Origin of the sequence: Streptomyces sp. NEAU-W12, from assembly GCF_026242095.1 — a bacterium.
Lineage (GTDB): Bacteria > Actinomycetota > Actinomycetes > Streptomycetales > Streptomycetaceae > Streptomyces.
On record NZ_JAPJDM010000012.1, the window covers coordinates 102,643 to 115,263 of the forward strand.

At 71.2% G+C, this 12,621-nt stretch carries 11 protein-coding genes and 1 pseudogene; 6 read left to right on the top strand and 6 right to left on the bottom strand.

The annotated features are described in order from the left end of the window. The first annotated feature begins 10 nt into the window (after positions 1-10). On the top strand, positions 11-868 hold the full coding sequence (locus ORI94_RS17030) for a DUF1707 SHOCT-like domain-containing protein (protein ID WP_266076179.1): 858 nt from the start codon (positions 11-13) through the stop codon (positions 866-868). Positions 869-927: 59 nt separating this feature from the next. On the opposite strand, the gene ORI94_RS17035 is transcribed toward ORI94_RS17030, so the two are convergent. Beyond that, a complete protein-coding gene (locus ORI94_RS17035; RefSeq protein ID WP_266076181.1) occupies positions 928-2,313 on the bottom strand; it encodes an SGNH/GDSL hydrolase family protein in 1,386 nt (461 codons plus the stop codon). Between the two features lie 428 nt (positions 2,314-2,741). Here ORI94_RS17035 and ORI94_RS17040 point away from each other — a divergent pair, with 428 nt between their 5' ends. The 5 genes from ORI94_RS17040 to ORI94_RS17060 all read left to right on the top strand — a co-directional run bounded on the left by ORI94_RS17040 (position 2,742) and on the right by ORI94_RS17060 (position 7,508). Further along, the gene (locus ORI94_RS17040) at positions 2,742-4,220 is read left to right on the top strand and encodes a DUF445 domain-containing protein (protein ID WP_266076183.1); all 1,479 of its coding nucleotides are present in this window, start codon (positions 2,742-2,744) and stop codon (positions 4,218-4,220) included. Between the two features lie 122 nt (positions 4,221-4,342). Next, positions 4,343-4,525, top strand: coding sequence for a hypothetical protein (locus tag ORI94_RS17045; RefSeq protein WP_266076185.1), 183 nt, complete (start codon positions 4,343-4,345; stop codon positions 4,523-4,525). 80 nt (positions 4,526-4,605) lie between these two features. Then, positions 4,606-5,817 (top strand): peptidoglycan-binding protein, encoded by a 1,212-nt coding sequence (locus ORI94_RS17050; protein ID WP_266076187.1) that lies wholly within the window; start codon positions 4,606-4,608, stop codon positions 5,815-5,817. A 293-nt stretch (positions 5,818-6,110) separates the two neighbouring features. Beyond that, positions 6,111-6,461 (top strand): hypothetical protein, encoded by a 351-nt coding sequence (locus ORI94_RS17055; RefSeq protein WP_266076189.1) that lies wholly within the window; start codon positions 6,111-6,113, stop codon positions 6,459-6,461. Positions 6,462-6,848: 387 nt separating this feature from the next. Further along, a complete protein-coding gene (locus ORI94_RS17060) occupies positions 6,849-7,508 on the top strand; it encodes an HAD family hydrolase (RefSeq protein WP_266076191.1) in 660 nt (219 codons plus the stop codon). Here ORI94_RS17060 and ORI94_RS17065 read toward each other — a convergent pair. From ORI94_RS17065 to ORI94_RS17085, 5 genes and pseudogenes are all read right to left on the bottom strand, one after another. Beyond that, positions 7,489-7,686: pseudogene (locus ORI94_RS17065) on the bottom strand (transcriptional regulator); the annotation flags it as partial. The gene ORI94_RS17060 and the pseudogene ORI94_RS17065 sit on opposite strands and share 20 nt — an antisense overlap. A 155-nt stretch (positions 7,687-7,841) precedes the next feature. Beyond that, the gene (locus tag ORI94_RS17070) at positions 7,842-8,759 is read right to left on the bottom strand and encodes an AraC family transcriptional regulator (protein ID WP_266076193.1); all 918 of its coding nucleotides are present in this window, start codon (positions 8,757-8,759) and stop codon (positions 7,842-7,844) included. Positions 8,760-8,832: 73 nt separating this feature from the next. Beyond that, positions 8,833-9,741, bottom strand: a complete 909-nt coding sequence (locus tag ORI94_RS17075; RefSeq protein WP_266076195.1) for a zinc-binding dehydrogenase — start codon at positions 9,739-9,741, stop codon at positions 8,833-8,835. 341 nt (positions 9,742-10,082) lie between these two features. Then, positions 10,083-10,520, bottom strand: coding sequence for a hypothetical protein (locus ORI94_RS17080; protein WP_266076197.1), 438 nt, complete (start codon positions 10,518-10,520; stop codon positions 10,083-10,085). Continuing rightward, positions 10,517-12,505 (bottom strand): integrase, encoded by a 1,989-nt coding sequence (locus ORI94_RS17085; RefSeq protein ID WP_266076199.1) that lies wholly within the window; start codon positions 12,503-12,505, stop codon positions 10,517-10,519. The genes ORI94_RS17080 and ORI94_RS17085 overlap by 4 nt, the downstream gene beginning before the upstream one ends. Positions 12,506-12,621 lie beyond the last annotated feature (116 nt).

A 12,621-nucleotide genomic window follows, 5' to 3' on the forward strand; every position in this document is an offset into this window, starting at 1 on the left:
GCTGCCGTGTATGACCGACGACGCAGTCCCGGACCTCCGCGCCTCCGATGCCGACCGCGAGCGGGTCGCCGCCGTTCTGCGGGACGCCGTCGCCGAGGGGCGTCTGGACATGGAGGAGTTCGAGGAGCGGCTGGACGCGACGTACAAGGCGCGGACCTACCGGGAACTCGAGCCGATCACCCGCGACCTGCCCGCCCCCGGGGTCTCCGCCCCCGTCGTCGACCTGGCCAAGTCCCCCGAGCCGGGCGGCGGCTGGGCGAGCCGGGTGGGCGTCGGCGGTGACGCGCCGTCGACGTGGGCCGTCGCCGTGATGTCGGGGTTCCAGCGCAAGGGCCGGTGGACGGCGCCGCGGAGGTTCAACTGCTTCGCCTTCTGGGGCGGCGGCGAGATCGATCTGCGCGAGGCGGACTTCGCGGACCGCGAGATCGTGATCAACGCGGTCGCGATCATGGGCGGCGTCAATGTCATCGTCCCGCCGGGTGTCGAGGTCGTCGTCCGCGGCATCGGCATCATGGGCGGCTTCGACCACCGTGAGGAGGGCGTGCCGGGCGACCCGGGCGCCCCGCGCGTGGTCCTCTCGGGCTTCGCCTTCTGGGGCGGCGTCGGCGTCGAGCGCAAGCTGCCCCGGGCGGAGAAGCAGCGGCTCCGGGAGGAGCGCCGCCGCGAGAAGCTGGAGCGCAAGGCGAACGGCCGCGGGAAGCCGGCGGGCGACGACGCCGACCGCCGCGAACTGGGCGCCTCCTCGTCCGGCCAGGCCTCCCCCGGCTTCGGCCACGGCGGCCTGGGCCACGGTTCCCTCGGTTTCGACTCCCTGCACGGCCGCCGGGCCGAGGAGCAGGGCGACCGCCGCCGCGACCGGGACCGCTGACGCGACCGGAGCAGAGCAGGGCGGAGGGGGGGCCGGGCCGGGGAGCGGCCGGCCGCCCCCTACAACTGCGCCGGGGCCCCGCCCGACAGGTCGTCCAGGTCGAAGACCTCGGCCATCCGGGTGTACCCCCGGTCGCTCGGGTGCAGGTGGTCGCCCGAGTCGTAGACGGGGCGCAGCCGGCGCGGGTCGTACGGGTCGCGCAGGGCCCGGTCGAAGTCGACGACGGCGTCGAAGACGTGCCCCGCGCGGATCTCCGCGTTGATCTCCTGCCGTACGCCCTCGCGCGCGTCGGTGTGGCCGCGGTGGCCGCCGAACGGCATCAGGGTCGAGCCGACGACCTTCAGCCCGCGGGCGTGGGCGCGGTCCACGAGTGTCTCGAGCCCGCCGACGACCGCGTCCGGGTCGGCGAGGTCCGGGTCGCGCAGGATGTCGTTGACGCCGAGGAGGACGACGACGGCCTTGACGTTCGTACGGCCGAGGACGTCGCGGTCGAAGCGGTTCAGGGCGCTGGTGTTCTCCGCGGGGCGGCCGAGGCCGTCGGCGAGGACCCGGTTGCCGCTGATGCCTCCGTTGACGACGCTGTAGCGCGGTACGTCCCGGCCGGCCGCGGCCGCTTCGCGCAGCCGGTCGGACAGGATGTCCGGCCAGCGGTTGTTGGCGCCGGTGGTGGAGGTGCTGCCGTCGGTGAGCGAGTCGCCGAGGGCGACCACGGTGCCCTGCGCGTCCTTGCTCAGCACGTCCAGCGCGGTCAGGTAGCGCCAGTAGGCGCTCTCCTCCGTGTACACGGTGCCCGCCGTGTCCCGGGTGTGCTCGCCGACGGCGGCGTACGAGGTCTGGCGCGCGTACGTGTGGCGGGTGACCGGCCCGGAGCCGGTGGGGGAGTACGTGGTGACCAGCACGTCCCCGTCGGACGGGACGGTGATGCGTACGGCGTCGCTCACCACCTGGCCGCCGGGCGGGACGACGACGGCGGTCTGGCCGCGGAAGGTGACCTGCCGCATCGTGTCGGCGAGTGCCGCCGCGCCGCCCCGGCCCGCGGACAGGGCGATCGAGGCGTGGCTGATGGTGAGCGGGGCCTGTCCGTAGAGGTTGGACAGGGTGATCCGGGCGGCGGTGCCGCCGACGCTGGTGTGCACGACGTTGCGCAGCGAGCGGTCCGCGAGGCCGGTCATCTCGGTGCCGGGCTCGCCGCCGACCGGGGAGGCCGCCCAGGAGGAGACCCAGGTGCCGGTGGAGGCCGGTGCGGCCGGGTTCTGGCGGCCGTCGCGGCCGCCGGCGAGGGTGTCACGGTCCCTCGTGCCGTCGCCGTACAGGCCGGACGCCGGCCCGGACACCCCGACGTACAGGGCGGCGGACACTGCCACGATCGCGGCGATCACCGCGGCGAGCAGGGCGCGGTACTTCGTGGGAGACGCTCCCGCGCCCCCGTCACGTCCCCCGGTCATGCTGTTTCTGTTCTCCTCGGACGATCGGAGCCCGAAGCTCCGTACGGATGAGCCCATGATGCGTCATGGACGGGTGACGGCCCGACAGGGCCTCACCAGGAAACCGCCAGGGCTCCGCCGGGGTACCCCGGCATCTCCCCGGCATCTCCCCGGCATCTCCCTGGCGTTCCCCGGAGGCCCACCCTGGGCACCCTTCTGCTGGATCCCCCTGATTTTTCCCTGAGTTCTCCCTGAAGCCCGGGCGGGGCCCCCTTTGAACCCCTGGTCGGAGCGTTCGTCGGGGTGTTCTCGGGGCACTCTCGGGTAACGGTCGGGCCGCCCGGGGGACAGACGCCGGGAACTCCTGTTCCGTTCCGGGAGTCGGTCGGGAAGGGACAATGTGTGAAGGATCACCGGACAGGCGGAGCGGACGGAGCGGGGCGGAACAGATGGAACCGATCGAGCGGACCGGGCGGAGGGGAGAGGTGAGCGGCACCGACACCCCGGGCAGCACGGACGGCCCGGGTGCCACGGGCGCCCCGGAAACCCCGCGCGCCACCACGGACACGGCCTCCGCCGAAGGCACCGGCGACGCGGACACCCCGTCCGCCGGGGGCGGACGCACGGAGGCCCGCTCCCGCCCCGGTGCCGTCCCGCACCGCGCGATGACGACGTTCAGCCCGGCGGACGAGGAGAAGCGGCGCGGAGTGCGCCGGATGAAGCTCATCGCCACCGGGCTGCTGCTGTTCGTCGCCCTGGTGTACGTCCTCGCCGAGTGGGCGTCCCACGCGGGCGCCGGCGCCTGGGCGGGCTACGTCGCCGCGGCGGCCGAGGCGGGCATGGTCGGCGCGCTCGCCGACTGGTTCGCCGTGACCGCCCTGTTCCGCCACCCCCTGGGCCTGCGCATCCCGCACACCGCGATCATCCCCACCAAGAAGGACCAGCTCGGCGTCTCCCTGGGTGACTTCGTCGGCGAGAACTTCCTCTCCGGGGACGTCGTCCGCGAGCGGCTGCGCTCCGTCGGCATCGGCAGCCGGCTCGGCGCCTGGCTGGCGGTGCCCGAGCACGCCGACCGGGTCACCGCCGAGCTGTCGGCCGCCCTGCGCGGCGCGCTGACCGTCCTGCGCGACTCCGACGTCCAGGCGGTGGTCGGCGAGGCGATCACGCGCCGCGCGGACGCCCAGGAGATCGCGCCCGGCATGGGCAAGATGCTGGAGAAGATCGTCGCCGACGGCGGCCACAAGAAGGCCGTCGACGTCATCGTCACCCGCGCCCACGACTGGCTCGTGCTGCACGGCGACTCCGTGATGAACGCCGTGCAGGGCGGCGCCCCCGGCTGGACCCCGAAATTCGTGGACCGCAAGGTCGGCGACCGCGTCTACAAGGAACTGCTGCGCTTCGTCACCGAGATGCGCGACATGCCCGCCCACCCCGCGCGCGGCGCCCTCGACCGCTTCCTCACCGACTTCGCCTCCGACCTCCAGTCCGACACCGAGACCCGCGCCCGGATCGAACGGCTCAAGGGCGAGATCCTCGACCGCGACGAGGTCCAGGACCTGATCGCCTCCGCCTGGACCGCCGTACGATCCATGATCGTCTCCGCCGCGGAGGACGAGCGGAGCGAGCTGCGGCTGCGCGTACGCGCCTCGCTGCTGTCGCTGGGGGCGCGCATGTCCGCCGACACCAGGCTGCAGGGCAAGGTCGACGGCTGGCTGGAGAGCGCCGCGGTGTACGTCGTCACCACCTACCGGGGGGAGATCACCTCCCTGATCACGGACACCGTGGCGGGCTGGGACGCCGAGCACACGACGAAGAAGATCGAGGCCAACATCGGCCGCGACCTCCAGTTCATCCGCATCAACGGCACGGTCGTCGGCTCCCTGGCGGGCCTGGCGATCCACACGGTGTCGCAGGCGATCGGGGGGTAGGGCCACCGGCGGGCAGGGCAGGGCAGGGCAGGGCAGGGCGGCCGGCGAGGGCTCCGCGCGAGGCGTGGGCCTACGGCCCACGGGGAACCGGGCGGAGGTGCGCCCCGTCGAGCAGTGCGTCCGTGGCCGCACGGAGCGGCGCGTCCGGCCCGGCCGACGGCCGCGCCGGACGCCGCGGCCGCACGGTCGTGATCCGCACGGTCGTGATCCGCACGGTCGTGATCCGCACGGACGTGACTCGCATGGTCGCGATCCGCGCCGCTCAGGCCGATGCCTCCGGAGCCGACCGTGATGCGCGTGCCTGACCTGTCGTTATGTCGTTATGCCGTGATGCGGGCGGTGTGGAGGGCCCGCTGTTCCACGGGACGACGGGAGAGACACGTACATGGCGTGGGAACAAGGGGGTCGGGGCGAGGGCGAGGGCGAGGGCCAGGAGCAAGGGGCCGGGGTGCGGTTGGCGCGACTGCTCCGACGCTGGTGGGAGGAGGCCGGAAGTCCGTCCGGCGGCACGCGGCCGACACAGCAGGCGCTGGCCGCGCGTCTGGGCGTCGACCAGACGACGCTCTCGCGCTACCTGAATCCGAAGCACACGTCGACCGCCCCTTTGAGGGTGGTCGAGGCGCTGCACGCCCACCTGCGCGCTCCGGTGGTGGAGCTGGACCGGGCAAGGGTGCTGTGCCGGGCGGCGCTGCGGGAGAACAGCCGCCACCGTGCCGTCGACGCCGTAGGCGAACCCACCGCCCCGGCCGACCCCACGGACGGACCCGGTGCGACCGCAGGCCCCCGTCAGCCCGTCGGCCCCCCTCAGCCCGCAGGCCCCCATGAGCCCGTCGGGTCCCGTGCGACCGCCGACTCCGTCGCCGCCCCCGGGCCAGGGGACGGGGCCCCCGCCGGCACCGCTGCCGCGCACGGAACGGGCGGGCGCGGCAGCGGTGCCGGCGGCCCGCGCCTCCGGTGGCACCTGCACGTCCTGGTGTGGGCCGCGGTGGTCCTGTCGTTCGCCGCCGGAGTGCTCGTGCACGAACGCCTCGCCGTCCAGGACCACAGGGCCGTCACGGCGGACGGTCCGGCCGGTGGCGGGGGCGCCGTGGCCGGGAGTGGGACGCCGTCCCAGTGGCCGCTGCTGGTCATGGGCGAGCAGGACCAGTTCACCCGTGCCCGGGCCCTGCAGAACCTGCTGAACGCGCACGGCCACGAGGTGAGGGCGGACGGCTTCTTCGGGGAGGACACCCGGGACGCCGTCATGGCCTTCCAACGGAAGAGGGGCCTGTCGCCCGACGGCAAGGTCGGCAAGCACACCTGGCCGGAACTGGTGAAGGACGTCAAGCCCGGGTCCGGGACCTACGAGGTGCGGGCCGCCCAGGAGCTTCTGAACAACGTGGGCCAGGGCGGCACGGTGGTGTCGGGAGAGTTCACCGCGGTGACCGCCGAGGACCTGAGGTTCTTCCAGAGCACGCAGGACCTGCCCGTGACCGGCGGGGTGGACGTGGACACCTGGCTGGCCCTGCTGGTGGCGCAGCTCCCACCCGCCGGAGCCCCGGCGTACCAGAGGCCCACGAGCCCACTGCCCTCCGTGTCCGCGTCCGCGTCCGCGTGAAGAGCGGCACACGCGGTGCCCGACCGCCCCGGCCATGCCGCACACGCCGCACATGCGTCACATGCAGTGCAGCCCTCCTGCATGAGGGCATAACGGCAGGTCAAGGCGTCGTCAGGCAGAGTGCATCGATGTGCCTCGGCACGTGGTCGGAAACGTCTTCTCCCACCCGGCCCCGCCGGTGATGCTGGTTCTGCGACCGGCGCTCCCGGACAGCCCGCCCCGTCGGCGGGCAGCACGTCCAGGGCCTCCCGCCGGTCCGCTTCCTGTCAGCACTCCACCCGAAGGGGTCATCCATGTCTGCTGTCCGCAACACCCTCGCCTCCCTCGTGTCCACCGTCGTCCTCGCCGGGGGGCTGGCCGTCGGGGCCGCCGGCCCGGCGAGCGCGGCCACCTGCCCGTCCTCCGCCTCCCCGGTGATCAGCGGGGCGAAGGCCGGCTGGACCCTGAGCTGCTCGGGCGGCGGCGTGAAGGTGTACGGCTGGCTCGAGGACACCCGGATGGACGGCAAGTGCGCCGTGGTCCGCATCAACGCCGGCAACGGCGCCTACCGCACCAAGTCCGCCTGCGGCTCCGGCGTCCGGAAGCAGTTCTCCTTCACCTTCGCCGGGACGGGCTCCGCCCAGGTACGCCTGGCCATCGCCTGACCATCCCCTGACCACGGCCCCCGGGGGCGGGTTGCGACGCCCGCCCCCGGGGCCCTCGGTGTCGATCGCCCTCCGACGGGGACTTCACGCTCGCATCGGCCCGGATGACGTGCTGTGCGCGGCCGTCCGGCCCCGCTGCGACGTGAATCACCGCGACGCGGTCCGCTCTGCGGACAGGGAGGGGTGTGGAGATTTCATCGCGCGCTCGCGCCCGCGTACCCGCGTGCGAGCCGGAGATCCGGATGTTTTCAGGCAACTGGGTCGGTTTCGATGCCGGTTACCTCACGCCGCAGGTCAACCACCGAGGCCAGCGGCGCATCAGAAGCCGAGAGGACTCGTGAGAGGGGGCGAGCGTGAGTGTTCAGCCCGTGTTCTACGCTGCCGCCCATGATTCGCGCAGTGGTGTTCGACGTCGGTGAGTGCCTGGTGGACGAGACCCGTGAGTACGGGACCTGGGCGGACTGGCTGGGGGTGCCTCGGCACACCTTCGCGGCCATGTTCGGAGCGGTCATCGCACAGGGGCGGGACTACCGTGAGACCTTCCAGGTGTTCCGGCCGGGCTTCGACCTGACCGAGGAGCGGGAGAAGCGGGCCGCGGCGGGCAAGCCCGAGTGGTTCGGGGAAGACGATCTGTACCCGGACGTGCGCCCGGCGCTGACGGCGTTGCGGGAGGCCGGGCTCTGGGTGGGCGTTGCCGGGAATCAGACCGTACGCGCCGGCGGGCTGCTGCGCGGCCTCGACCTGCCTTCCGACCTGATCGCCACAAGTGACGACTGGGGTGTGTCGAAGCCTGACGTGGCGTTCTTCGAGCATGTCATCGAGGCCGCGCCGGCCGCGCCGGGCGAGATCCTGTATGTGGGCGACCGGCTCGACAACGACATCCGGCCCGCCGTGCAGGCCGGCCTCCTGACAGCACTGATCCGGCGCGGGCCGTGGGGCACCATCCAGCAGCACGACGCGGACGCGGACGCGATCACGACGATGCGGATCGACTCACTGGCCGAACTTCGGCAGGAGATAGCGAAGTTCAACGCTGGAGAGCGCTGACGGTCGTGCCCCAGTCGTAGAGACGGTCGTCGAGGTTCCGTACGTACCGCTCGTTCTGCCACGGGGCGAGCGTGCGACGGACTTCGCGGACGCGTTCCATGCCGGTCGCATACCAGGTGAAGGCGAGCTGGTCGAGGGCCTGTTCCGCGTAGGCGCAGGCTTCCTGCGGGTTGCGGGCGTTCATTAGGCAAGTGCGTTGTCGGGCAACGAGGTGTCGGCTGCTTTCGGCCGTGGGACTGGTGGGCTCGCATGTTGAGGTGTCGCGTATTCCTCGTGCCGATGTGGGCACTGGGGGACGGCACCCGACTGGTGCTGACCTGTCCCGAGCCCGGATCACTTGCGAAGCCGAGAACGGTACTCGCCCGGGGCCGTGCCTCGGGCACGTCTGAAGGCACGGCTGAAAGCGTGCGGAGAGCCGTATCCGACCGCGCCGGAGATCGACTCGACCGGCTCATCGGTATCGCGGAGCCGGACGGACGCCAGGTCGATGCGCCACTGCGTCACGTACGCGCCCGGCGTCTGTCCGAGGGCGGACCGGAAACGCCTGGACAGCGTCGCCCGGGAGACGCTCGTCGCGGCGGCCAGGGTCTCCGTGGTCCAGGGGTGTTCCGGTTGGGCGTGGACACATGCCAGAGCGTCGCGCACGACCGGATCACGCATCGCTCCCAGCCATGAGCCGGACTGCTCTTGCGGGCGGCGGGCCAGCCAGGCGCGTACGAACTGGACGAGCAGAAGGTCGACGATGCTGTTGATGGCGGCGGTGGTGCCGATCTGCGGCTGTGCGAGCTCAGCAGCGAGAAGTTCGACGGTCCTTCTGAGCTGCGCGTTCTCCCGGGCTGTGACGTGCATCGGCCGAGCGAGGGAGGTGAGCACCGGTGTGCGCACCTCCGGGTCCTGCTCGTAGTGCAGGACGATCACTTCCGTCTGCACCGGCGCCGAGCCCAGCCGCAGGGCCCGGCCATCGCCGAAAGCCCGGGCCGCCTCTTCCCGGTCGCAGGAGCCCATCGTCACGTCGGCGCCGCCGGCTATCCCGTGTGCGGTGCCCGGCGACACCAGGACGGCGTCTCCGGCCTGCACCTGAAGAGGATTCTCGCCTGGGACGTGGAGCCACATAGTGCCGCGGGACACCACGTGCAGTGCCGCTCCTGGAGAGGAATCCAGCCACAGGCCCCAGGTTCCTCCGGCCTTCAGCATGACCCCGAGCGCCCCACGCGCACCCGAAACACGCAAGACCTCCGCCAGCACATCCATGGGCGTCCATTCTCGTCCACCACCGCGAACCGCCCACCGACGGCCGACGGCGCATGTGTCCTCGTCCACAGCTTCAAGCCACGTCAAGAACGACCTTTCCGTGCACCTTCCGCGCGAACAGCGCCTGGACGGCGTCGCCCACGTCCTGCCAGTCGCCTCGCAGTCCGACCGGTGCCGAGAGCCTCCCGGCGGCCATGAGGCCCAGCAGGTCCGTCAGCTCCCCGCCGGTCGGCGTCATGTCGCCGTAGGTGGCGATGCTGCGGGGCTCACCGAAGCCGAACAAGGCCCCTGACGGGAACGTGGTTTCCTGCCCCGAGGAGTAACCGACCAGGTGGATGGTGCCGCCCTCGGCGAGGGAACTCCACGCCTGGGCCACCAGCGGCCCGCCGACCGTGTCCAGGACGAGGTCGAACCGGTCCCCGGTCTCGGCCAAGTCGGTCAGGACCCTGTCGGCGCCGAGTTCACGGAGTCCGGCGGCCCGCTCCGGCGAACCGACGAGTGCCGTCACCCGGGCGCCCGCCAGCGCCGCCAGCTGGACGGCGAAGTGCCCCACGCCCCCGCTGGCGCCGGTGATCAGCACGTCGCGCGCCAGCAGGGAACGCTTGCGCAGCACCCGGAATGCGGTGACCCCGGCGATCCCCAGCGCGGCGGCGTCGGCCAGGTCCACGCCCTCGGGGACGGTGCCGAGCGAGGCGGGGCTGACTGCCACCCGCTCCGCCCACGCGTGGGGAGCCATTCCCACGGCGACGCGCGTACCTTCGGGCGGCCCCGAGCCGTCGGATGCGGCGCGCACCACGACGCCGGCCGCGTCGTGACCGTGCACAGCGCCGGCCGGCCACTGGTGCACGTAATTCAGCTCTCCGAAGTTGAGACAGATGTGCCGTATCTCCACCAACGCCTCACCGGTGGACGGTACGGGCTCATCGACATCGGCGAACCGGACGGGTCCGGCCTCACTGTGATCGACCACAAGGGCGCGCATAGGGGGTGTGTTTCCTTCTCTCGTGGATGTGCCTGAACACTCGGCGCGGCAACAGATCGAGTGCGCAAATGCCGCACTGACGCCTTCTTGGAACCCTACGCAGGACCGGGACAGCGACCAGCCCCGTGAGAATCAATCAGTTGACGATCTGTGTCAGTGCGGCTCACGGCGCGTCGAGCGCCTGGTCACCGAGGTCGGAGGCACCTGGGCCCGCGCCCCCGGCGACCACACACGGTGACACCAGGCACGGCCTCAACGAGGAATACGCGACACCTCAACATGCGAGCCCACCAGTCCCACGGCCGCCTTTGCACACGTGCTGGCCCTCCTGGAGAGGACCCTCACCCGGACCGGTTCCGCCGACGTGCGGCGGGAAGACGGGTGACGGTCCCCGACTGTTCGAGTTGCTCCCGGGTGTGCGCGAGCTCCAAGTCGAGCTCGGCCACGATCCGCCGCAGCGCGGCGCTGAGGGCTTGCTCGTTCGCGAGCCTTTTCGTGACGGCCGCCAGCTTCTCTTGCACCTCGCCGTAGCGGTCCGTGAGTTCATGCATGGCAGCTGGCGTCGCGTTCTGAGCTTTGACGCGGGCCTGGAACTCTTCGATGAGGTCTCTGTGGTCGCCGTAGGCGACGTCTCGTCTCAGGCTGGACTCGCGCAGCAGCTCGGTGGCCGTGAGCCTCCCGGATTCCGACCGCAGTGGGGTGCCGGCAAGGAGGCGGTCCGCAGCATTGCGCAACGCCGCACGCTCGGCTTCTCGGTCTCGGACGCGTCGATTCGTCAAACCATGCCCCTTTCGTCTTCCGTCGCACTGGCGTGGTGGCGCTCGATGATGGTCAGGTGCTGAGCGGCTTGGGCGGCAGCCCGGTCCCGACGCGGCTGGGGCGCCAGCAGGTCCACCGCGTCAGCTTGCAACTCGACGAGTTCCTGCTGGAGCTCGGTGATGTCGCGGTCGGTGTACGCGAGATTCGCGCACGTTGATCGGCAGTCGGTTTCATCTGGGGCGTCAGCGCCGGGCAGGCCCAGGGCGAGCTTCGCCGTTCGGCAGGCGGCTGTCGCGGCCCGCCACACGCAGGTCATGCCCTGGCCGTGGTGAACGGCTGGGTCGGCTTGTTCGAGGAGCCGCTCGGCGTTGCGCACTCCCGTCACGACGCGTCCGGCGAATGGAGCGGATTGCGTAACGCGGTCACGGTAATCCTGGGCGGAGGGGCCGCTGACGTGCTCACCGGCTTCAAGACGGCGGGTGTCCTCCTCAATCTGGTCGATGATCAATTCGAGTCTCTCCACGGCGACGTCCTGGAGCCACGAGGGGTCCTCGTTGCCCGCGTAGCTGAGAGTTACTTTCGTATCCACATGTCCGTACTGCAGTGCGGCCGCGATCAGCCCTCGTGGTCTGCGGACGATGAATCGGGCCAGGGTGCGGCGGAAGCGAGTTGCGTTGATGCGGCCAGCGGGGTCGGCTGGAATGGCGTCGGCGCCGTCTGCTCGCCGGAACTCGGAATTGATCCAGGAGATCAGGTCCTGGATGTCGTCGTTCATGGCCGTGCCCTTGCGGGCGTTGGCACTGGACGGACGCTCATGGTGCGCGGAGGCGAGGCTGGAAGGGAAGAGCAGTGGAAGGTCGTGCAGACTCTCGGCAAGCGCGATGGCCGCGTGAACCGCGTCCACCACGACCCACGGCCTTGAGGGCTCCGTGACGTCCGGGCTGTCCGGTGCACGGTCGAAGCCTTTGCCACGGTGTCCGTTGACCTGCAGTTCACCTGTCTCGGCGTCGTGACTGCGACAGCCGCGGCGCAGGTTGAGTACTTCTCCCGGGCGCATGCCGGAGAGGTAGCAGATGGCCGTGAACAAGGCGCCACTCAGCAGCCGGACCATGGTTGGGAGTTCGCTGACATCGATCGGGGTCGGTCGCCAGGGTCTGCCGTTGACGCGACCGGTGATCTTTCCGATGCCGGCCACGGGACTCAACGGTAGACCGCTGAGGGCGAAGAGGCGCCTGTGCCCCGGGGTGAGGCCGCTGCGCAGGTCCTTGCGGACGCCGACGAGCCGAAGGACGTGGTTGCCGGCTAGCTCCAGGCCGTGCTCACCCACCTGACCTGGCAGAGTGAGGCCGTTCTCCGTGCAGTGCTCGATGTAGGCGAGGAACCGCTGCTGCGTTGTTCCGGTGTACTTCGTCTGTGAGGAATGCTTGCCGGCTTCGAGCTGCTGGTATTCGCGCCAGGCGTCCCGGATGTCGGGTCCGATCTCTTCGATCATCACCAGCGCCGAGGCCAACAGGGCCTCCACGGTCGCGTCCGAGATGCGTGGGGTCTTGTTCTCCCGTCGCTTCCTCACCACCGCGCCGACGACTTCGTTGGCGGTTCGGCCGTGCCAGGGGAAGTCGCCGCCGAGCCGGCCTTCATCGGGAAGGTGGTCGTGGAAGAGCCACAGGACACGCACCGCGCCGATCAGGTCAGCTTTCCGGCCATCGGTGCGGTCAAGGTCGAGGACGTACGTTCGGAAGGCGTCGAGGTCCCCGTTCCGAACGTCAGAGAGGTTCTCGAAGTGCTGGTCGGCCAGCCAGCGGGCAATCACCCGCATGTCGATGATCCAGTAGGGGAACGTTCCGATGCTGGCCTGCTCGCCTGGACTCTGCCGGCCGTTGGGCTCGACGGGGACAGGATGATCGAGGGCGGCCAGGAAGAAGGCGCGGAAGTGCTGGCGCAAGGAGGCGGGGAAGGTCGACCACCATACGGCCGGGATGGCGGCATGGGCGTCTCGGCGTCCCACGCGATGACCGCCTCCCGGAACGCCCCCATGTCAGCCATGCCACGAGTCTGGTCCCTCCTCGCCCCTTCCGGCACGGATTTTCCGCCGGAGCCCTCGGCGATCTTCTCCCCGGCCCG